Raw genomic sequence first — 22,355 nt, 5'->3', positions numbered from 1 at the left:
AATATTTTCTGAAATATTGATGAATCAGAATGTATGTTCATCTAAAACAAAGGATTTTTTCAAAAATATTACAAATTCAGACAATGCATTGATAATTTTCTGAATTTTCCGTAATATATAAACGTTGTATCGTATTTAATATTGGGGAGGAATAGGGATGAAGAAAAAACCTTTTAAAGTGCTGTCTACGCTTGCGGCGGCAGCTGTGCTTAGTTGCACATTTGGGTATGGGGGTCAATCTGTTTATGCGGCAACGCCGTCTAATGGAGGAACTTTAAGTCCCATTGATGAAAATTTAATTCAAGAGGAGCGTTTAGCAGATGCGCTCAAGAAACGCGGTGTAATTAATGAATCTACGTCGAAAGAAGACACATTAAAAGCTGTTGAAAAATACGTAGAGAAGAAAAAAGGAGAAAATGCGGGAAAAGAACCAGCAGCGGGGGATAGTGTTACGAGAGAAGCGGCTGACTTTTTGAAAAAAGTTAAAGATGCAAAAGCAGATGAGAAAGAAAAAGCAGATCAACCTGCTAGTGGTCCAGTAGCGGGACAAGAGCCGGTTAAAGGGGGATTAAACGGCCAAGTACCAACTACTTCAGCGAAGCAAAAACAATATAACGGTGATGTTCGTAAAGATAAAGTTCTCGTATTGCTAGTAGAGTTTGCGGACTTTAAGCATAACAATATTGATCAAGTACCAGGTTATATGTATTCAAATGATTTTAATCCAGAACATTATCAAAAAATGTTATTTGGTAATGAGCCATTTACACTCTTTGATGGTTCAAAAGTACCAACATTTAAACAATATTATGAAGAGCAATCTGGTGGTAGTTATACAGTAGATGGCACAGTAACAAAGTGGTTGACAGTTCCTGGTAATGCGGCAGATTATGGCGCAGATGCAGGAGATGGCGGTCATGATAATATGGGACCAAAAGGACCTCGTGATTTTGTAAAAGAGGCATTAAATGCGGCTGTAGAAAGTGGTATTGATTTATCTGAATTTGACGAATACGATCAATATGACAATAATGGTGATGGCAATAAAAATGAACCAGATGGTCTGATTGATCACTTAATGGTCATTCACGCTGGAGTTGGGCAAGATGGGGGCGGTGGTAGACTAGGTGATGATGCAATTTGGTCACATCGTTGGCACCTTGGAACACCATATCCAATTGAAGGAACAAAAGCAAAAGTTGATAACTGGGGCGGTAAGATGGCAGCATACGACTACACAATTGAGCCAGAAGACGGAGCGGTTGGTGTATTCGCACATGAATTTGGTCATGATTTAGGTCTTCCAGATGAGTATGATACGAAGTACACAGGAGCAGGTGAGCCAATTAACTCCTGGTCTGTTATGAGTGGCGGTAGCTGGGCTGGTAAAATTGCAGGAACAACGCCACCGAGTTTCTCTCCGCAAAACAAAGAGTTCTTTCAAAAGAACATAGGTGGAAACTGGGCCAATATTGTAGAGGTTGACTATAATAAATTAAATCGTGGTATTGGCTATGCGACGTATTTAGATCAAAGTGTAACGAAATCAAATCGTCCTGGTCTGATTCGTGTTAACTTACCAGATAAAGAGGTGAAAGGTATTCAGCCTGCATTCGGTAAGAAGTACTACTATAGTACAAAAGGTGATAACCTTCATACAACATTAGAAACGCCAGTGTTTGATTTAACAAATGCAACAAATGCGAGGTTTGATTATAAATCAATGTATGAAATTGAAACGGATTATGACTTCCTTGAAGTACATGCAGTGAAAGAAGATGGTACGAAAACGTTAGTGGATCGAATTGGTGAAAAAAATGTGAAAAATGGTCTAGACACAACAGATGGTAAATGGGTAGATAAGTCTTATGACTTAAGCAAATTTAAAGGTCAAAAAGTAAAATTAGTATTCGAATACATTACAGATGGTGGTTTAGCGCCGACCGGTTTTACTTTTGATAATGCTACATTAACTGTAGATGGAAATGTTGTGTTCTCTGATGATGCAGAAGGCGAAACGAAATTTAAATTAAATGGTTTTGTTGTAGCAGACGGTTTTGATAAGAAGAAGCATAACTACTATTTAGAGTGGAGAAACTATGCTGGTGCTGATCAAGCGTTAAAATATAGCAGTGGTGTACCATATAATACAGGTCTGCTAGTATGGTATGCAGACTCTAGCTTTACAGATAATTGGGTTGGTTTACATCCAGGTGAAGGTTTCTTAGGAGTTGTTGACTCTCACCCAGAGGCAATTGTTGGAACACTAAACGGCAAACCAACTGTTAAAAATAGTACACGATTCCAAATCGCAGATGCTGCGTTCTCCCTTAACCAAACGCCAGCATGGAAAGTGGTATCTCCAACACGCGGAACATATGATTACAAAGGATTACCAGGTGTAACGAAGTTTGATGACTCTAAATTGTATATAAATGATTTAATCCCAGATGCAGGACGTAAATTACCGAAATTTGGATTGAAATTTGAAGTAGTTGGACAAGCAGATGATAATTCTGCAGGTGCAGTTCGTTTATATCGTTAATAATGTAGAAGCTGTTGAAGGGGAGTCCTTTCAACAGCTTTTTTTACAGAAACATAAATTTCAAGTTATTAATAAAATAATAGAAATTACTAAGCAAGCGGGCTTATTTCTTTAAGCCAGCAGCATAAAAAGGTCCATGAACTGCGATTGTTGATAAAAAGCGAGCAATCTCCTCAGGTGTTTCTTTTTGTCCATTATTTAACCATTGTTGGATGACACCTATATGTGCAGATGCCATATAAGAAGTTAAATATTCGCTTGGAACAAGTAAATTCTCCTTATTAATGAGAGGACCATTCGTATCTTCAAATAATGTTTTCCACATAAAGTCTTTCAGTTTTGTTTGGAAAGATAAATCTCCTTTCGGACTTAGTACTGCTCTCATAAAATCACTATTTTCATTTAGAAATTCAAGAATAGAAGTGATAAGTATAAATGGCATTGTTGGAGAAGGATTTGATCCAAGGTCAGCAATAACTTCCGGGAATTTCTGTTTAGCAATGTTAGAAAACTCGTACATAATGTCTTCTTGGCATTTTGTCATTAAATCAAATTTATCTTGATAGTGCGCATAGAAAGTACCGCGATTAATGTTTGCTTTCGTTGTAATATCTTTCACTGTAATGGCGTCAAAACCCTTTTCTTCAATTAGCTCCACCAATGCATTTCGTATGGCAGTTTTCGTACGAACAACACGCAAATCTAAATTATTATCGCGCAAAGCATATCCCTCCTTAATTTTACTCAACACATTTGGAAAATGTGTCTTATAACCAACACATTCACGATTTTTGATTATTGTATAAGGTTCAACTCGAACATATAATTCAAAATATAAATAAACAACACGTTGTTGGTTATTATAGATCAAATTAAGGGAGGAGAAAAGAAAATGTTTAAAAATAAACTTTTATTTTTATCACCAGTTATTGCACTACTTGTTGTTTTTATTTTTTCATTAACGCTATTTCCAACTGTTCAACCGCAGCCGAAAAACTTGCCAATTGCAATTGTAAATGAGGATCAAGGTGTAGAAATTCCAAATCAACCGAAAATGAATATGGGGCAAACGATCGTTGATAACATGAAAAAAACAGCGAAATCAGAGGAAGAACCCGCAGTGAAGTGGGTAGAAGTAAAAAATAAAGAAGCCGTTCAAAAGGGATTAAACAATAAAGAGTATTACGCGGCATTAGTCATCCCGAAAGAATTTAGCGCAAAACAAGCGTCGTTACGAACACCACAGCCATCTTCACCTGAGATAGAAATATATATTAATCAAGGAATGAATACGGCTGCATCAACTATGGCAGGGCAAATATTACAGGCGATTGTTGATAATATGAACAATACTGTTCGTACACAAATATTAGAAGGGTTGAAAGCAAAAGGAGCTACTGTAACAACAAATCAAGCTGAGAAATTAGTAACACCTATTGTAAAGAACGTGAAAAATGTGAATGAGGTCGGCAAAAATAGTGCGAACGGTAACTCACCAATATCATTATTCCAGCCGTTATGGATTGCAAGTTTAGCTAGTGCAGCGATTATTTTTATTGCGATTAGTAAAATGCCAGTAAGCTCAAGAAAAGAAAACTATCTGTTAAAAGTAAAACAAATCGTAACAGGAGCTATTGCGACACTTGTAATTGGGTTTGGTCTTACATGGATTGCAGATGGGATGGTAGGGTTAAATATTTCGAACTTCACGGATACAGCTCTATTCTTATCCATTACTTCTTTTAGTTTCTTCTTAATGATATCTGCAGTACTATCATTAGTTGGGCTAAAAGGAATCGGTTTATTCGCTTTATTACTATTCTTCGGGGCACCGTTATTATCATTAGCACCTGAGATGTTGTCTCCGTTTTATCAAGACTGGGTTTACTCATGGTTACCAATGAAATTTATGATTGAAGGCCTAAGAGAAATCTTCTTCTTCGGAAAAGGGTTAAGCTGGAATACACCTGTTACTGTACTCGTTTGGATTGGTATAGTAAGTATGGTTACTATATTAGCAACTGCACTCAAACGTAGTGTAGTAAAAGGGCATAAAACAGAATTGAACGCTTAAAAACAAGCCGTTTCACTAATTAGTGAAACGGCTTGTTTGTGATTTTTTCTCAATGTAAATGCCTGATTGTTGAAAAGTGTAGTGTTTAGAATTAAGGCGAAATCTTTAAAGATCGCGTACGTTCCAAACAATCTCACCACGTTCATCATCCCACGTACTGTGATGTCGCTTAAATCCTATCTTTTCTAGTACCCGGAGGGAAGCGATATTCCAAGCACCTACAGTCGACCAAAGTCTTTGGCGCCCAGTAGCAATCGCCGCGTCCAGTACAACAGATGCGGCCTCAGTCGCATAACCTTTACCATGAGCGCTGCGGAACAACTCGTATGCAATCTCCGGCTCTTCAAGTGTGGAACGACCGATAATTAAGCCACAGTACCCAATGAAATCGCCTTCGTCTCTCCTTCGAATAGTGAGAAGGGAAATACCATTTTCGTCTGCCTTCTTGCGCATCTCAATAAGCCGGTTACGAACGGAATCAACGGCTGGAATGTCCACGCCACGTTCGCCAATTAATTTGCTAAGCCAAACGGAATCGGATTCCTCCCACATACTAAGCTCAAGTCTTTCGGTTTTCAGCTGGAAGGCCATAGTTTTAAATAAAGATGGCATAGTGGTACCTCCTAGTTATATGACTGGATTCATAATAGCTTCGCATCTCAACACCACATCTGGTTGGAAACCTGATTCATTCGCGAATTTATAGCAACAGCGTACAAAAAAATAGTGATATTTTATCCGCTATTTGCCGTGTAGTAAAATCCCCACTGATTATAGTTTCACTTTATGAATAAGCAATTCCTTTACAAAATAGACCCTTTTCTCAAACTTTTCTTTCAATCTAAAGCCGTCCCGTTATATACACAGGCTCCTACTATTTCTAAATGCATAAAATGTTAAGCGAAAGTATGGGGGGATATGATGTATAATTCGAATTATTATGATTGGTATAGGCAGAATGATAAGTTAATTAGTGATATTGAAAAAGCTATAAATGGAGAGTATAGCGCTATAAGCTGCTATGCAAAATTAGCGAATATGGCTCCAAATCAAGTAGAACAAAAACAAATTCTTGAAATTCGTAATGATGAAATAAAGCATTTCCACAACTTTGTACAAATTTATATGAACTTAACTGGTAGGCAGCCAAAACCACAAATTACTGAAGACTGCCCAAATACGTATTTACAAGGATTAGAGTTCGCTATACAAGATGAACAAAAAACAGTAGATTTTTATTTGGAAATTTCAGATGAGACATCGGATGTACATTTGAAAGAGTTGTTACGGAGAATAGCTGCGGATGAACAAAATCATGCAGTATGGTTTTTATATTACTTTGTAAAGTCGAAGTGAGCATTAAGAATGAACGACTGATGTGGTGCATATATTAAAAAATATTTTAAAACGTAGTGCAACAATTAAATGAAATATTTAAATGTAAGCAGAAGGAAACCGTTTCGCTAGTCGTGGAGCGGTTTTGTTATGATGTACTTATGTATCGACAAAATATAGTAATTACATTTCATATATAATGTATGAAACGAAAATGAATAAGTTAGGAGCAAGCATATGAAAAGAGGGATTACAGTAGATATTCTAGATGGGTATGATAATTTACTTTGGAAAGTATTAAAGCCAATTGATATTACTGTATTTGATTGGCGAGTGAGGGATGAGGAGTCCTACTTAATAGCACGTGGTGAATTGGATGAGGCATTATTTCCAGAAGAACCAAGTGTAGGGAAGGGTTAGCGTTGAAAAAGTTAGTTAAAGACAACATATATTATCTTATTTTTGCAGATTTAAAAGCATATCCTAAAGGAGAAATAGCGATAGATATTGAAACATACGAAGAGTTTAAGGAAAGCAAGTGTGAGGTAGTTGTATTAGCGGTGGATGCTCAATACATACAAATTTATGCGAAAGATCAAAAATCGATTGAATTAATGTATGAAAACGCAGTGAATCAAGGATTTTATGTAGAATATATTACAGATGAAAATGATGGAAGGACTCGTTTGTCAGTATGGTAGCAATTTGAAAGGGGAAAGGCAATATGGAGAGAAATATAAGTAAAGAATATGCAATTCGAATTGCTACTGAAAATGAAAGTGATAGTATTATCCTTTTATTAAAAGAGGTAGCACAATGGCTACAATATAAAGAAGTGGATCAGTGGCAGTATCTTTTAGGAGAGGAAGCTACGGCTGAAATACTAGAATGTATAAGAGAGAAATATACATATGTTGTTCTGAAAGAAGCTGAAATAGTTGGTACGGTTACAGTTTCTCCTAAACAAAATGAATGGGATGAACATATTTTTGGTAAAGAGGAAGTTTCTAATTCATTATATATTCATAGATTTGCGGTGAAACGGAAGTATAAGGGAAATGGAATAGGAGAATGGATTTTACGGTGGGTAGAAGAGAATGTGCAATGTGATAAAGAGTATTTGAAGTTAGATTGCGTGGGGCATAATCGTACGTTGAATGATTTTTATAAGAAAAATAGTTTTGAATATGTTGGAAGTACGGATGGGCTTAGTAAGTTTCAAAAGAAAAGGAGAATGTGAATGCATCCAATTAACGTAAGTTTAGTTGAAAAGTTAATACAGGAACAGTTTCCTGAATGGGCCCATTTAGAAGTGAAACCTGTAAAGTTTAGTGGGTATGATAATAGGACGTTTCACTTAGGGGATGAGATGAGTATAAGATTGCCAAGTGATGTGGCATATGCACCGCAAGTAGAGAAAGAAAATAGTTGGCTTCCTATATTAAATAAGGGGCTTTCTTTACCGATTTCTACCCCACTTGCGAAAGGAAATCCGTCTGAAGCGTATCCATTGCCTTGGTCTATTAATAAGTGGATAGAGGGAGAAACAGTTACGAAACAAAACGTTCGGGATTTAAATGAATTTGCGGCGGACTTAGGATCTTTTTTAGTAGAATTGCAATCTATTAATGCGAGTAACGGACCTTTAGCTGGAACACATAATTTTTACCGAGGCGGACTTATATCTGTATATGATGAAGAGGCGAGAGTTGCTATTGAAAATAATAAGGATGTTTTTGACGAGGCATTATTAAAACACCTTTGGAATGTAGCACTTAGTTCAACATGGGATCGTAAGCCAGTTTGGGTTCATGGAGATGTAGCGCCAGGGAATTTACTCGTTAAAGATGGAAAGCTTTGTGCTGTAATTGATTTTGGTATTTTAGGTGTAGGAGATCCTGCTTGTGATGCAGCGATGGCGTGGACGTTTTTTGATGAAAATAGTAGAAATGTATTTAAAGAAGTATTACGCATGGATGAAGAAACGTGGAATAGAGCGAGAGGATGGGCACTTTGGAAGGCGTTAATTACATATGATGCGAATAGGGAGAGTAATGAAAAAGTAGCAGAAGAGTCGTATCGTTTCATTCAAGTGATTGTGGATGATTATGAGAGGTAATAGAAAAGCCTATTTTAAAATAGGCTTTTTCATATGATTAAATAGTAGAAATGGAAAGAAGGAATACAACATTATTATACAGAATATTTAGATAATAGGAGGTGTCGAATTTTGAGTGAAATTGAATTAAAGAGTAATGTAATTAAGACAGGGCGAGAGAAGGGGATTATTCTTCGGTTTATACTTGCTAGTCTCGTTGGGGTGTTTATGTTTTTCGTTCCTGTTACGATAAATGGTGCATCGTCTATTATGATTGATCATATCGTATCGTGGATTAGGGCTTCGGTTCCTGGCGTAGTACCTTATTATGCATTATTTGTTATGGCGATTGGTGCGATTTATCCATTTTATACGAAGAAATGGAATGCATCTATCGTAGACATTTGTTTTTCTATTTTAAAAGTAGTTGGCGTTGTTTTTGGCATATTATATTGTTTAAAAGTAGGACCAGCTTGGTTCTTTGCGCCAGATGTTGGACCGTTTTTATATGAGAAGCTAGTCATATCAGTAAGTTTGCTCGTTCCAATTGGCTCGGCGTTTTTAGCGTTATTAGTCGGATATGGATTACTTGAATTTATCGGTACATTTTGTCGTCCAATTATGAGGCCATTATGGAATACGCCGGGGAGATCGGCGATTGATGCAGTTGCGTCCTTCGTTGGAAGTTATTCGCTTGCTCTCCTTATTACGAATCGCGTGTATAAAGAAGGAAAGTATACGACAAAAGAAGCGGCGATTATCGCTACAGGATTTTCTACAGTATCCGCTACATTTATGATCATCATCGCAAAAACATTAGATATTATGCATTTATGGAATGTTTATTTTTGGACTACACTTGTTGTAACATTCATCGTGACTGCTATCACCGTAAGAATCCCGCCCCTTAGTAGAAAACCAGATACATATGTAACAGAAGAAGGGTTCCCAGAGCCTGTTTATAAAGAGAAAATGTTAGAACGTGCTTGGGAAGATGCGTTAGAAGTATCAAAGTCTGCACCGAGCATTATGAAAAATATTGCAATGAATTTAAAAGACGGATTTATTATGACAATGGGAATTTTACCATCCATTATGTCAGTAGGATTAATTGGTATCGTCTTAGCGAAGTTCACGCCAACATTTGATTGGATTAGTTATATTTTCTATCCGTTTACATGGCTATTACAATTACCAGAAGCAGACTTAGCTGCTAAAGCCGCATCAGTTGGCATTGCAGAAATGTTTTTACCGTCATTATTAGTAGTAAGTGCACCACTCGTGACAAAGTTTGTTATTGCAGTTGTTTCCGTATCATCTATTTTGTTTTTCTCCGCTTCCATTCCTTGTATATTATCAACAGATATTCCGTTAAAAGTATCTGAACTCATTATTTTATATGTGCAGAGAACGATTTTAACGTTGCTTATTATTACGCCGATTGCTTATTTGTTGCTTTGAACTATAATGTAAGTTCTAAATATATGGCGTTTACTAAATTGTGTAAATGAATATTTATCGTAAAATCGTAGGTAGTGCAAAATTATAAGTGCGATGCTTGAATAAAGGCATCGCATTTTTTATTTTTAGATGTACTATATGTTTATGGTATGAATTTATTTTTATGTATATATTAATAAAGTAATTTTAATGATATGTTATAGTAACAACAAAGGGGGCTTAAAAATGGAAATTATTCACGAAAGAGCAAAGTTGCGGTTAATGGATAATACTGATGTCGAAACTTTGTTTTCGATTGTAGAAGGAAATCGGGATATTTGGGCGTATTTAATCTCTAAAATGGATAGTGTGCAAGATATGCAACAATACGTTCAAAAAGCTATAAAGGGTTACGGAAGAGGTACTCAAATACCTTTCATAGTCGTAGATCAACAGTCGAATAAGATTGTAGGAAGTACACGTTTATATAATATTTCAGTAGAAGATAAGACAGTTGAGTTAGGGCAAACGTGGTATCATCCGAGTGTGCAACGTACGAGTATAAATACAGAGTGTAAGTATATGCTTCTTCAGTATGCTTTTGAAAAATTGCATATGCTGAGAGTGCAAATTAAGACGGATGCAAGAAATGAAAAAGCACAACGAGCAATTGAAAGGTTAGGCGCAGTAAAAGAGGGTGTGCTTCGAAATGAAAGAAAATTACCGAATGGTTATGTGAGAGATGCGGTGGTGTACAGTATTATCTCGAGTGAATGGCCAAGCGTAAAAGAAAAATTGTTAGAAAAATTAGAGTTGTATAAAGAAAAGTTATAATTCGTGTTTTGAAAGGTATATTGTTCGTGAGATATGAAAAATATACCTTTTTTCTTACAAAATGCTACTTTATTTTAATTCCTTTTGTTTCATCGTTCCCTTCTGAGAAAAAATTCGTTACAATGTAGTTGTATGGTAATAAACTTATGAATTTAAAAAATGTAATGAAAACCGCAAATGAAAATGAATTGATAATCCTCAATTTTAAATGAAAACCCTTTTATACATAAATAACAAGTAAAGTTCCTTCTTTTAAATAAACTCAAACAAAACGATTTGATATAAATGTTTTTTATAGAAGTATGGATGATGTACGGAGGCAATTACAAATGAAAGAAAATAAGAAGAGTAAGAAAAGACGAATCTTTCAAGTATTTTTACTAATGATTTGTTCTGCTATTTTATATGTAAGTTATGCAGCTTACGATATTTGGAGTTATCGTTTTAAAGCAAATGATGACGTGAAAACGGATGCTGGTATCGTACTAGGAGCAGCTTCATGGAACGGAAAACCATCTCCTGTATTTAAAGAAAGAATTAATCATGCGATTTCTTTATATAAGAACGGAAATATTAAAAAGATTATTTTTACAGGTGGTACAAAGTTCGAGGCAGAACTTGAGGAAGCACGTACTGCAAGAGTATATGCAATGAAACAAGGTGTAAAAGAGGAAGATATTTTAATTGAAACTAAATCCCTTTTCACTGAAGAAAATTTAAAAAATGCGAAGCAAGTTGGAATAGAGAACGGCATACAAACATACACGATTGTAAGTGATCCACTTCATATGAAACGCGCAATGAGAATCGCAAAACATATTAATATTGAAGCGTATGCTTCACCAACGCCGACATCAGCATATAAAACGTTAGATACAGAAATACCATTCTTCTTTAAAGAATTATTCTCGTATATTGGATATGTAACCTCTTTGCCGTTAAAAGCATTGAAGGGGGACTAATATAAGAAAAGGATCTATCCTTAAATAGGAACTTTTCTTATTAGTCAAAAACATTGTATTTTTATCGGAATAGTGAAACAATAGAGAGGTAGCTTCATATAATCATAATGACAAAATGAACGGTTTATGAATCGAGCATAAAGTGAAACTTTAATCAGTGGGTGGGTTTCTCACTGATTATTAGTTGAACCAATCGGGCGTTTACGGGCAGTTGATCTCCCACCTAACTTCCTTTGCTTCACCTGAATTTTTAGGTGGGAGTTTTACTGCCCGCAAATAGCGGGATAAAGGAGATTATAGTATGGCACTCTCATTTGTTGAAACAGAAGAACAGTCTTTAATTATTGAGAAAATAAATAAATTGATTCCGAAGTTCATGGAAAGGGAGCATCAGCTAAATGAATTAGGATCATTTCCGTATGAAAATATAAATGATTTGAAAGATATCGGATATACGAAATTAACGTTACCGAAGGAATTTGGTGGTAGTGCCATTTCTTTATATGACTTCGTTTTATTTCAAGAGAAAATCGCGGAAGGCTGTGGAGCTACTGCATTATCGATTGGCTGGCATCTTGGCATTGTGAAGGAGCTAGCGGAAAATCGCTCTTGGAATGATGAGATGTTCAAATGGTTTTGCGAAGAAGTACGTAATGGTGCGCTCTTTAACAGGGCAGCAACAGAACCGAAAACAGGGAGTCCGACGCGTGGCGGCAAACCAGAAACAATAGCGGTTCAACAAGGCGAGAAGTGGGTTATAAATGGAAGGAAAACTTTTACAACGATGGCGCCAGTACTTGATTATTTTATTATTTCAGCAAGTATGGAAGGCCAAGAAGAAGTTGGTGAGTTTGTTATTCCAAGAAATACACTCGGTGTATCTATTGAAGAAACGTGGGATAGCGTTGCAATGCGAGGGACTGCTAGCCACGACCTTGTCTTACAAAATGTAGAGATAGACAACCGCTTTTTTACGGATGTAAAAGGCGGGAAAGTGAAACAAAAGGGTATTGGCTGGTTGCTACATATACCAGCATGTTATTTAGGAATTGCACAATCAGCAAGAAATTATGCAGTTCAGTTTGCGGGATCATACAAACCAAATAGTTTAAACCATTCTATTAGTTTATTACCGAATGTTAGAAGATTAGTTGGAGAATTAGAACTCGAGCTTATGCAAGCTCGTGTCTTTTTATATCAAATTGCGAAAAAGTACGATGAGGCAGAAGATAAACTATCACTGCAAGCAGAATTAGCAGCTGTGAAATATGCTGTAACAAATGCGGCGATATCTATAGTGGATAAATCGATGCGCATCGTAGGAGCAAAAAGTTTATCAGAAAAAAATCCGCTCCATCGTTACTATTTAAACGTCAGAGCAGGATTACACAATCCACCGATGGATGATGCAACATTGTCTATGCTGGCGGATGCGGCGTTTCGGTCGTGATTTTTGAAGTTTACATTTTATTGTTTATGGATATTATAGTTGTTTTGAAAGCACGGGTTTGATTAGTAATCAAACCCGTGCTTTTTATGTGTATGAAGTACTTAATGGAGATGTAGGTTTTTAATATAAATGATTATCATGGTGTTGTGATTGTTTCTTGTTGAAAAATTCTTATTGTAATGCCAGTTTGGAGGCTGTATAAACATTTTTCGTATTTAATCCCAAATTAAAGGTCTTTCCAAGTTAACCATTCGCAAATATTGTAAAAATTGACCCGCATGGACCGCATCATGATAAGCAATTCGTAATAGCATATCACCTAAATATCGTTGATAGCCAACATCACTTCTATCAATAAGTCTTGAATCTAGCTCGGCTATGCTTATTGATTGAACATATTCTATGAAGTCAGTAAAGTGTGATTGTGCCAATTCAATTTCTTTTTTTACACAAGTAATTGGCTCGTCATCATACGGGGTACGTATGTCGTTTATTGAACCGTTGTTTTTTATAATCATATGATAGTAAAAAGTTGAGCTCCATACGTGACGAATCATTTCACCAAAGGACATAGCCTCAGAATCAGGCTTCCAATTAAGAAAATTATCGGGAAGAGAATTCCATAATTTTTCTGAGCGCCTTCTCGTTTCTTTTAAATTTAATATACTAAGATCAATTGCATTCATAATACATTCTCCTTTACTATTAAACTTAAAATAATTGTATCAATTTAATAGTTAGGGTATCATCGAAATATGAATGTATATCCGAATATCTCATATATAGCTAAACTAATTGCTGAACCTACAAGAGCAATCATCTTAGATTGTCTAATGAATAATCAGGCACTACCTGCTAGTGAATTGGCTTATATGGCAAAAGTGTCACATCCAACAATTAGTTCGCATCTTTCTAAATTAGTAGAAGGGAATTTACTTACAGTTGAACAACATGGTAGACATCGTTACTATCGACTTGCTAATCAAGAAGTTGCAGAAGTGCTTGAAAAGTTAGGGACAATTGCACCAACAGTTCAAGTTCGCTCTTTAAAACAATCAAGCCAACTAAAACAAATTCGTTATGCTCGAACTTGTTATGATCATCTTGCAGGCAAACTCGGTGTAGAGATAACTGAAAAATTACTAGATAGGCAATTTATAATTTTAGAGGATGGAGAATACATTGTAACGGAACAAGGTAAGAAATGGTTTCTGAATTTTGGAATAAATGTTGATGAGGCAGATACAAAAAGGAGGGTATTTGCAAAACCTTGCCTTGATTGGAGTGAACGGCGTTACCATATTTCTGGTTGGTTAGGGTCTGCAATTGCAAAACTGCTTTTTGAACAGGGATGGATTACGAAAACGGATAAGAACCGAGCTGTCCATCTTACAAAGAAAGGTGTAAAGTTATTGGAAGATCAATTAAGCATTGATCTGAAAACTGAGGAAAGAAAAGCTTGAAATTAGAAAAATCCGTCAAAATGAAGGGCTTTTTTCATTATGGTAGGAGTGTACATGAATAATAGGATGTTACCAATAATCGTTGCCAATAAAAAATCTTTCTTTTCATTCTTCTTTTTTAAGTTTTAAAGGAGAAAGCTAGGCTTCTTATTTTTACTAATGTTATAATAAGAAAAAAGCACGAAAAGAGGTCATCTCATGCTAGAGGTTATTGCAACATGTTTAGAAGATGTAAAACGAATTGAAAGTGCTGGCGGGAAGCGGATTGAATTAATTTCATCTTATACAGAAGGTGGTTTAACACCGAGTTATGCTTTTATAAAAAAAGCGGTAGAAGTGGTAAGTATACCAATTCATGTTATGATTCGTCCGCATGCGAAGTCTTTTACATATACGGAAGAAGAAATTGAAATGATGAAAGAAGATATTATAGTTGCACAGAAGTTAGGAGCAGCTGGTGTAGTATTAGGCGTATTAAACGAACGAAATGAAGTGGATGAAGAGAAATTAGCGGATTTACTATCTGTTGTAGATGGAATAAATGTAACGTACCACCGTGCGATAGATGATATAAAAAATCCAGTAGAAGCGATGAGCACTTTAAAGAAGTTTCATAAAGTGACTCACGTTTTAACTTCAGGTGGACAAGGAAATATAGTAGAGAATATTCCGGTGCTTACAGAAATGCAAAAGGTAAGTGATGGTCAAATTCAGCTTGTAGCTGGAGCTGGCGTGACGAAAGAAAATATAAAGCGATTGCTAGATGAAACTGGAATCACGCAGGCGCATGTCGGTACAGCGGTAAGAGAAGGAAAATCATGTTTTTCTGAAATAGATCCTAATTTAGTACAAGAATTAGTTGAAATAATAAAATAAGTGCTTAAGAAAGAGGAGAAACGATGAAGGAAAATACGAAGAAAGAATTATTCTCTTGGGCTAAAACGATAGGTTTTACCCTTGTATTAATTGCTATTATTCGCGGTGTTTTATTTACACCTTCTTTAGTACAAGGTGAATCAATGATGCCCACTTTAAAAAATAACGAAAGAGTTCTCGTGAATAAGATTGGTTATAGTATAAGTGGATTAGATCGCTTTGATATTATCGTCTTCCACGGGAAAGAAGGATACGATTTAGTAAAACGAGTAATTGGTTTGCCAGGCGATACAGTTGAGTATAAAAATGATGTTTTATATGTAAACGGAAAAGCGATGGAAGAACCATATTTAAAACAGTTTAAAGAAAAAGCAGTAGGCCGTGTATTAACTCCAGACTTTACGTTAGAACAAATCACTGGGAAAACGAAAGTGCCAGAAGGCCAAGTATTTGTTTTAGGGGATAATCGTGAAGTTTCTAAGGATGGTCGCATGTTTGGCTTTATTTCAGAAGATGAAATTGTCGGAAAAGGACAAGCTGTTTTCTGGCCGTTGGAACAAGTAAGAGCGTTATAAAGTGTGGTGAAGTATGGGAGAGATATTCTTCCATACTTTTTTATTTGCTTAAAATCTATTGATTGAATTGAAAGAATATTTTATAATTTTAAATTATATGTTTGTTTCGAAAAACGGAATTTAAGTTCCGTAATTCGGAACGAAAGGGAGATAGAATGAGTATAAATAAAACGGCAGTTAAGACAATGGATATTTTGGAGTTGTTTTATGAGCATGAAGAGCTAAGTTTAACAGAGATGGTTCAGCTTACAAATATGCCGAAAACATCTGTTTATCGTTTAATTGGCTCGTTGGAAGAGATGGAGTTTTTACAAAAAAACGAAAAGGGGAAATATCGTTTAGGGGTCGTATTTTTACGGTTCGGTCAACTTGTTTCACAACGATTATCAGTAAGAAATATAGCAATTCCTTATATGAAAGAACTTAGAGATAGTTTAGGACAGGCAGTTAATTTAATAATTCAGGATGGAAATGACGCAATTTATGTTGAAAAAATGGAAGGTGTTCAGCCGGTACGCGTGTATACGGCGGTTGGAAGAAGAGCACCGCTTTATGCTGGCGCATGTCCAAGAATTTTACTATCGTATTTCTCTGGGGAAGAGAAACGGAGATACATAGAGGAAGTGGATTTAAAACAGTTTGCAGATGGAACAATCGTGGATAAGAAACAATTGTTAGAAGTGTTGCAAATGGCAAAAAAGGAAGGCTACACCATTAGTTATTCTGAGTTAGAAAATCATACAGCCGCGATAGCAGCACCCATTTTCGCGAGCGATGGAACGGTTGTAGCAGGCATTAGTATTTCGGGATTAGCAATTGAGTACAACGAAAGTAACATTTCATATTTTATTGCGAAGGTGAAAGAAACAGCGCATCGCATTTCGAAAGAACTCGGCTTTTTGGCATAGAAAGAGGGAGTAGGATGAAATTTTCTGCGTTAGGGGATCAAGCAATTATTGTTACATTTGGTGAAGAAATTAAGAGGGATATATATGAGAAAGTACAGCGGTTATTTCAAGCACTGCAGCAACATCCGTTTGCAGGAATGATAGAGTGCGTTCCGTCGTTTACTTCATTAGCTGTTTACTACAATGTATACGAAGTATGGAAGGGAAATGAGAGAAGTGAAAGGTCACATGATTACGTTCGCCAGTATATAAAGGAGCTGTGTGATTCTTATAAAGAAGAAGTAAAACAGGATGTGAAACATATTTCTATACCAGTGTGCTACGGGGGAGAATATGGACCTGATTTAGAAGAAGTCGCGCATTATCACGGTTTACAAGTAGAAGATGTGATTCGAATACATAGTGAAACTACATATTTTGTATATATGCTAGGTTTTACACCAGGGTTCCCGTATTTAGGAGGACTTTCAAAAGAATTAGAAACACCTAGAAAAGAAACACCACGGTTACAAATCTCTCCTGGTTCAGTAGGTATTGGCGGAAATCAAACAGGTATATATCCGCTTGAAACACCAGGAGGATGGAATATTATCGGCCGAACTCCTATTTCATTATTTAATCCGGAAGAAGAAATACCAACATATATTCAAAGTGGTATGTATTTACGATTTATTCCAATAACGAAGGAAGAGTACGTATCGCTTGAGGGGGCTAAAAAATGGATGTAGAGGTTTTGCATGCGGGAATGTTTACAACAGTCCAAGATTTAGGGCGATCTCATTATCAACAATACGGTGTGCCAGTTGGCGGGGTGATGGATCAAAGTGCACTTCGGATGATCAATATGTTAGTTGGTAATGAAGAGAATGAAGCGGGACTCGAAATGACGATTATGGGACCTAAATTGTTAATAAAGAAAACGACTTTACTTGCGATTGGCGGAGCAGATATGGAACCGTTATTGAATGGAGAACGTATCCCGTTATGGCGTCCCATTTTAGCGGAAGAAGGTAGTATGCTTTGTTTTGGAAAAGTGAAAAGTGGTTGCAGAGCGTATGTAACTTTTGCGGGTGGTATACATATTGAGCGTACAATGGGAAGCAAAAGTACGTACATACGTGCTGCGATTGGTGGTATAGAAGGAAGAATGCTGAAAAAGGGTGACTACTTCCAAATTGGTGCACAACCAGAAATGGCGAGTCGTTTCATTCTAGACTTACAAAAAGATGCGAGAATAAAAACGAAATGGGCAATTAGCAACAGCGTACTACCAAAGTATAAGAAACATCCAAAGCTTCGTGTCATAACTGACTTTGAATACGATCAATTTACAGAAGAAAGTAGAAAGGCATTTTTTACGAAAGAGTATAAGGTATCTAATTATGCTGACCGTATGGGCTATAGGGTTGAGGGAGAGGTTTTAAATAGGAATGAAGAAAAAGAGATTTTATCGAGTCCTGTTACATTTGGAACCATTCAAGTTCCTAATGGTGGACAGCCGATTATATTAATGGCAGATAGGCAAACGACAGGTGGCTATCCGAGAATGGGAAATATCATTTCAGTAGATTTACCTCTTCTTGCCCAGCTAAAGCCGGGGGACTATGTTTCTTTTGAGAAAATTACGCTTGAAGAAGCGGAACAATTGTACATAGAACAAGAAGTAAATATGAATTTATTAAAGAAATTCATCGCTTTACGAAGCTGAAATTAGGAGGAATACATTATGACTACAATCGATTTAAACTGTGATTTAGGAGAAAGTTTTGGCGCTTATAAAATGGGGAATGATGATGAGATTCTTCCGTTCGTTTCCTCTATAAACGTTGCTTGCGGTTTTCATGCGGGTGATCCGTCTATTATGCGTCAAACTGTTGAAAAAGCTTTGGAGCATAACGTAGCAATAGGGGCGCATCCTGGATTTCCTGATTTAATTGGATTTGGTAGAAGAAACATGAATGTTTCAGCAAGTGAAGTATACGATTATGTTCTATATCAAACAGGCGCATTAGACGCATTTGTGAAAGCGGCAGGCGGGAAAATGCAGCATGTAAAGCCGCACGGTGCCTTATATAATATGGCGGCGTCTAATCCGGAAATTGCAGATGCAATTGCAAAGGCAATTTATCATATAAATCCAAGTCTATTACTTTATGGATTAGCAAATAGCGAGGCGTTTATACAGGCTGCAGAAAAATACAAAGTAACTCTTGTACAAGAGGCTTTTGCGGATCGTACATATAAGCAAGATGGTACATTAACGAGCCGTACAGAAGAAAATGCGCTTATAAAAGATGAAGACGAAGCGATAAAGCAAGTACTTCAAATGGTGAAAGAAGGCCATGTAAATGCGGTCAATGGAGAGAAAGTAGCAGTTCAGGCGCAAACAATTTGTTTACACGGTGATGGGGAAAAAGCAGTGCAATTTGCCAAAAAAATATACAGAACATTCAAACTTAATGATATTTCTATTTGTGCACCGAAATAAAAAATAGGGGGAAGAGCTGGGATGATTAAATTAATCGGAATACTACTTGTTGCAGTGGGCTTTTTATTTAGATTAAATACACTTTTAGTAGTTATGGTTGCAGGTATTGTTACTGGTATGGTTTCAGGATTAAGTTTTTATGATGTGATCAGCATGTTCGGTAAATTTTTCATAGAAAATAGATATATGTCTATGCCAATTATATTAACTTTACCGGTAATCGGAATTTTAGAGCGTTACGGTTTAAAAGAAAGAGCAGAAGCACTTATAACGAAATCAAAAGGAGCAACAACTGGAAGAGTATTAATGTCATATTTTACGATAAGAGAATCATCAGCAGCACTAGGGCTTAATATTGGTGGGCATGCGCAAACAGTAAGGCCGCTCGTTGCACCGATGGCAGAAGGGGCCGCGCAAGGTAAATACGGTAAACTTCCTGAAAAATTAAGAGAAAAGATTAAAGCAAACGCAGCAGCTGCTGAAAATACAGCTTGGTTTTTCGGAGAAGATATTTTCATCGCAACTGGAGCTATTTTATTAATGAAAGGATTCTTCGATTCAGTAGGTATGCATGTCGGAGTATGGGATATGGCACTTTGGGGCATTCCGACAGCAATATCTGCACTTATTGTAAGCTGGATTAGATTTAGAAGGTTTGATAAATATATAGAGAAAACAATGAAGGCAGAAGGAAAAGAAGAGAAGGAGGCAATCTAATATGAACATCATCACAATGGATACAATCTATTATGTATTAGGGATAATCGTTGCTTTTATCGCTGTTCGTATCGCATTCGATCGTGAACATCCAAACAGATTCGGTTCTAGTTTATTTTGGGCATTGTTTGCAGTTACATTTTTATTTGGAAATGTAATTCCTTCGTTTTACGTTGGCTGTATCGTGCTCGCTATGGTCGTTTTAGCCTCGCTAAATAAAGTAACAAAATCAGAGGAAAAAGAAGTTCCAGTACAAGAACGTGTGAAACATGCTGAGAAATTAAAAAATAAAATTTTTATGCCTGCACTATTAATTCCTATTTTTACAATTATCGGTACGTTGACCTTAGGGAAAATTAAATGGGGAAATGTCTCTCTTGTTGATCCAGATAAAGTAACATTAGTTGCACTAGCGCTTGGTGCATTACTCGCATTTGTTGCGGCGATGCGTATTACAAAATCAAAAATAACAACACCTGTACAAGAAGGAAGCAGACTATTACAAGCTGTTGGCTGGGCTGTAATTTTACCACAAATGTTAGCAGCACTTGGCGGTATATTCGCGAAGTCTGGCGTTGGACAAGTTGTTTCAGACTTAGTCGGACAAGTGCTACCGACAGAGTATCCGTTCGTTGCCGTTATGGCGTACTGTTTAGGCATGATGCTATTTACAGTCGTAATGGGAAATGCATTCGCAGCGTTTGCTGTTATTACTGGCGGAATTGGCTTACCTTTAATAGTTCAAATGCACGGCGGAAACCCAGCAATTATGGCAGCACTCGGTATGTTTGCTGGATATTGCGGAACGCTGCTTACTCCAATGGCAGCAAACTTTAATATCGTACCTGCGATGCTTTTAGAGCTAAAGGATAAAAATGCGGTTATTAAAGCGCAAGTACCAATTGCTCTTTCAATTTTTATCATAAATATGTTTATTATGTACGGCCTAGTATATCGTTTCTAATTAGGAGGATAAAACTATGAAAACAGTATTATTAACAGGGTTTGATCCGTTCGGCGGAGAAAATATCAATCCAGCTTGGGAAGTAGCAAAAGGTTTGCATGAAAAAACAATTGGAGAATACAAGATAATAAGCAAACAAGTACCAACTGTATTTCATAAATCAATAAGCGTATTAAAAGAGTATATAGAAGAACTAGCGCCGGAAATTATTATATGCATTGGACAAGCTGGGGGCAGACCAGATATTACGATAGAACGTATCGCAATTAATATTGATGATGCAAGAATCGCTGACAATGAAGGGAATCAGCCGGTAGATGTACCGGTTGTAGAAGAAGGAGCGATTGCGTATTGGTCTACACTTCCGATGAAAGCAATCGTAAAAAAACTTCGCGAAGAGGGTATACCGTCATCTGTTTCACAGACGGCAGGCACATTCGTTTGTAATCACTTATTCTATGGACTTATGCATGAACTAGAGAAACATGATAAGAAAATAAAAGGCGGATTCATTCATATTCCGTTTTTACCAGAACAAGCGAGTAATTATCCAGGGCAACCGAGTATGTCACTTTCTACTATTCGTAAGGGGATAGAATTGGCAATCGAAGTAACGACGACAGTTAAGGTAGATATTGTAGAGGTTGGGGGCGCAACGCATTAAGTAAAATGAATTGTACAACACCTCCTGTAAACAACTGGTATAATAAGAATAGGAAAATACATAGAGGTGATTTTTGTGCAACAATTTGAAGAAGTACGTTCAATTTTAGAAAAAGCGAAGAAAATTACAGTATTAACAGGCGCTGGTGCAAGTACGGAAAGTGGTATTCCAGATTTTCGTTCAGCAAATGGATTGTATGCTGATGCGAATGTGGAGATGTACTTATCAAGAGGGTACTATAACCGAAGTCCGAAAGAATTTTGGAAGCATTATAAAGAAATCTTTCAAATTAATACGTTCCATCAATATAAACCAAATCGTGGCCATCGCTTTTTAGCTGAGCTAGAAGAACAAGGGAAAGATATTACGATTTTAACGCAAAATATTGACGGTTTACATCAATTAGGTGGCAGTAAGCATGTCATTGATTTACATGGAACACTTCAAACAGCACATTGTCCAAAATGTAAATCAGGCTATGATTTACAGTATATGATTGATCATGAAGTACCGCGTTGTGAGAAGTGTAATTTCATTTTAAATCCAGACGTTGTTTTATACGGAGATACACTGCCGCAATATCAAAATGCTATCAAACGTTTATATGAAACAGATGTGCTTATCGTTATGGGAACATCACTAAAAGTACAGCCTGTCGCTTCATTCCCGCAAATTGCAAAGAGGGAAGTAGGAGCAACAACTATTTTAGTAAATGAAGAGTTAACAGGACAGGAATATAACTTTGATTTTGTTTTTCAAAATAAGATTGGTGAGTTTGTTGAAGGGTTATCTTCAATGAAATAAGTTATCGAAAAAACTGAGGTATCTGCCTCAGTTTTTTATTTGAGTAATCACTGTTTTAAGCCATATGAAAACATTTTGATAATGTAGTAACAACATCTCTATAATTTATAAAAATCAATTTGCCCCATTTTTCTTTTAGAATAATATTCATGTTATTG

The 22,355-nt window shown here is 36.4% G+C and carries 23 protein-coding genes and 1 pseudogene; 21 read left to right on the top strand and 3 right to left on the bottom strand.

Features of this window, described 5'->3' with window-relative positions; all coding sequences use genetic code 11:
• Window positions 1-157 precede the first annotated feature (157 nt).
• Window positions 158-2,545 carry an immune inhibitor A domain-containing protein gene (locus tag C3Y97_RS15105; protein WP_000728991.1) on the top strand — a complete coding sequence of 796 codons (2,388 nt, stop codon included), beginning with the start codon at window positions 158-160 and terminating at the stop codon, window positions 2,543-2,545.
• Between the two features lie 103 nt (window positions 2,546-2,648).
• Here the strand turns inward: C3Y97_RS15105 and C3Y97_RS15100 are convergent, their stop codons facing one another.
• Entirely contained in the window at window positions 2,649-3,266 is a 618-nt protein-coding gene (locus C3Y97_RS15100) for a TetR/AcrR family transcriptional regulator (protein ID WP_001205504.1), read from the bottom strand.
• A 171-nt stretch (window positions 3,267-3,437) separates the two neighbouring features.
• On the opposite strand from C3Y97_RS15100, the gene C3Y97_RS15095 reads away from it, so the two are divergent.
• Entirely contained in the window at window positions 3,438-4,619 is a 1,182-nt protein-coding gene (locus C3Y97_RS15095; protein WP_127064025.1) for a YhgE/Pip domain-containing protein, read from the top strand.
• Between the two features lie 105 nt (window positions 4,620-4,724).
• Here C3Y97_RS15095 and C3Y97_RS15090 read toward each other — a convergent pair whose 3' ends face one another.
• Window positions 4,725-5,231, bottom strand: a complete 507-nt coding sequence (locus C3Y97_RS15090) for a GNAT family N-acetyltransferase (protein WP_001139523.1) — start codon at window positions 5,229-5,231, stop codon at window positions 4,725-4,727.
• A gap of 309 nt (window positions 5,232-5,540) precedes the next feature.
• Between C3Y97_RS15090 and C3Y97_RS15085 the strand changes: the two genes are divergently transcribed.
• The 8 genes and pseudogenes from C3Y97_RS15085 to C3Y97_RS15050 all read left to right on the top strand — a co-directional run bounded on the left by C3Y97_RS15085 (window position 5,541) and on the right by C3Y97_RS15050 (window position 12,738).
• On the top strand, window positions 5,541-5,975 hold the full coding sequence (locus C3Y97_RS15085; RefSeq protein WP_000282829.1) for a ferritin-like domain-containing protein: 435 nt from the start codon (window positions 5,541-5,543) through the stop codon (window positions 5,973-5,975).
• A 216-nt stretch (window positions 5,976-6,191) separates the two neighbouring features.
• Window positions 6,192-6,655, top strand: a pseudogene (locus C3Y97_RS15080) (DUF2691 family protein).
• 23 nt (window positions 6,656-6,678) lie between these two features.
• On the top strand, window positions 6,679-7,194 hold the full coding sequence (locus tag C3Y97_RS15075) for a GNAT family N-acetyltransferase (protein WP_000440749.1): 516 nt from the start codon (window positions 6,679-6,681) through the stop codon (window positions 7,192-7,194).
• A complete protein-coding gene (locus C3Y97_RS15070; protein WP_127064024.1) occupies window positions 7,195-8,073 on the top strand; it encodes an aminoglycoside phosphotransferase family protein in 879 nt (292 codons plus the stop codon).
• Between the two features lie 111 nt (window positions 8,074-8,184).
• Window positions 8,185-9,513: a YjiH family protein gene (locus C3Y97_RS15065; protein WP_001289418.1), complete on the top strand. Its 1,329-nt coding sequence runs from the start codon at window positions 8,185-8,187 to the stop codon at window positions 9,511-9,513.
• A 225-nt stretch (window positions 9,514-9,738) separates the two neighbouring features.
• Complete coding sequence (locus C3Y97_RS15060) at window positions 9,739-10,326, top strand: GNAT family N-acetyltransferase (RefSeq protein WP_000402586.1); 588 nt, start codon at window positions 9,739-9,741, stop codon at window positions 10,324-10,326.
• Window positions 10,327-10,655: 329 nt separating this feature from the next.
• Window positions 10,656-11,288 carry a YdcF family protein gene (locus tag C3Y97_RS15055; protein WP_000662215.1) on the top strand — a complete coding sequence of 211 codons (633 nt, stop codon included), beginning with the start codon at window positions 10,656-10,658 and terminating at the stop codon, window positions 11,286-11,288.
• 301 nt (window positions 11,289-11,589) lie between these two features.
• A complete protein-coding gene (locus tag C3Y97_RS15050) occupies window positions 11,590-12,738 on the top strand; it encodes an acyl-CoA dehydrogenase family protein (protein WP_033695844.1) in 1,149 nt (382 codons plus the stop codon).
• A 215-nt stretch (window positions 12,739-12,953) separates the two neighbouring features.
• On the opposite strand, the gene C3Y97_RS15045 is transcribed toward C3Y97_RS15050, so the two are convergent.
• Entirely contained in the window at window positions 12,954-13,424 is a 471-nt protein-coding gene (locus C3Y97_RS15045; protein WP_000991275.1) for a DinB family protein, read from the bottom strand.
• Between the two features lie 69 nt (window positions 13,425-13,493).
• Here C3Y97_RS15045 and C3Y97_RS15040 point away from each other — a divergent pair, with 69 nt between their 5' ends.
• The 11 genes from C3Y97_RS15040 to C3Y97_RS14990 all read left to right on the top strand — a co-directional run bounded on the left by C3Y97_RS15040 (window position 13,494) and on the right by C3Y97_RS14990 (window position 22,197).
• A complete protein-coding gene (locus C3Y97_RS15040) occupies window positions 13,494-14,201 on the top strand; it encodes an ArsR/SmtB family transcription factor (RefSeq protein WP_048656695.1) in 708 nt (235 codons plus the stop codon).
• Window positions 14,202-14,399: 198 nt separating this feature from the next.
• Window positions 14,400-15,077 (top strand): copper homeostasis protein CutC, encoded by a 678-nt coding sequence (locus C3Y97_RS15035; protein WP_000895119.1) that lies wholly within the window; start codon window positions 14,400-14,402, stop codon window positions 15,075-15,077.
• A gap of 23 nt (window positions 15,078-15,100) precedes the next feature.
• Window positions 15,101-15,652 carry a signal peptidase I gene (lepB, locus tag C3Y97_RS15030; RefSeq protein WP_000662501.1) on the top strand — a complete coding sequence of 184 codons (552 nt, stop codon included), beginning with the start codon at window positions 15,101-15,103 and terminating at the stop codon, window positions 15,650-15,652.
• 155 nt (window positions 15,653-15,807) lie between these two features.
• A complete protein-coding gene (locus tag C3Y97_RS15025; protein ID WP_136363496.1) occupies window positions 15,808-16,560 on the top strand; it encodes an IclR family transcriptional regulator in 753 nt (250 codons plus the stop codon).
• Between the two features lie 14 nt (window positions 16,561-16,574).
• Window positions 16,575-17,288 (top strand): 5-oxoprolinase subunit PxpB, encoded by a 714-nt coding sequence (pxpB, locus tag C3Y97_RS15020; protein ID WP_000672280.1) that lies wholly within the window; start codon window positions 16,575-16,577, stop codon window positions 17,286-17,288.
• Entirely contained in the window at window positions 17,279-18,268 is a 990-nt protein-coding gene (locus C3Y97_RS15015) for a 5-oxoprolinase subunit C family protein (protein WP_000382245.1), read from the top strand. Before pxpB ends, C3Y97_RS15015 begins: the two co-directional genes overlap by 10 nt.
• An 18-nt stretch (window positions 18,269-18,286) precedes the next feature.
• Complete coding sequence (gene pxpA, locus C3Y97_RS15010) at window positions 18,287-19,048, top strand: 5-oxoprolinase subunit PxpA (protein WP_000207316.1); 762 nt, start codon at window positions 18,287-18,289, stop codon at window positions 19,046-19,048.
• 21 nt (window positions 19,049-19,069) lie between these two features.
• Complete coding sequence (locus C3Y97_RS15005) at window positions 19,070-19,765, top strand: DUF969 domain-containing protein (RefSeq protein WP_000593392.1); 696 nt, start codon at window positions 19,070-19,072, stop codon at window positions 19,763-19,765.
• 1 nt (window position 19,766) lies between these two features.
• On the top strand, window positions 19,767-20,729 hold the full coding sequence (locus C3Y97_RS15000) for a DUF979 domain-containing protein (RefSeq protein ID WP_001021658.1): 963 nt from the start codon (window positions 19,767-19,769) through the stop codon (window positions 20,727-20,729).
• A gap of 16 nt (window positions 20,730-20,745) precedes the next feature.
• Window positions 20,746-21,393, top strand: a complete 648-nt coding sequence (pcp, locus tag C3Y97_RS14995; protein WP_000859708.1) for a pyroglutamyl-peptidase I — start codon at window positions 20,746-20,748, stop codon at window positions 21,391-21,393.
• A 75-nt stretch (window positions 21,394-21,468) separates the two neighbouring features.
• Window positions 21,469-22,197, top strand: a complete 729-nt coding sequence (locus C3Y97_RS14990; RefSeq protein WP_001183803.1) for an NAD-dependent protein deacylase — start codon at window positions 21,469-21,471, stop codon at window positions 22,195-22,197.
• Window positions 22,198-22,355 lie beyond the last annotated feature (158 nt).

The sequence above is a fragment of the Bacillus sp. DU-106 genome (genome assembly GCF_004799705.1).
GTDB classification, from domain to species: Bacteria; Bacillota; Bacilli; order Bacillales; family Bacillaceae_G; genus Bacillus_A; species Bacillus_A cereus.
This window is presented reverse-complemented; position numbering and strand designations above follow the sequence as displayed.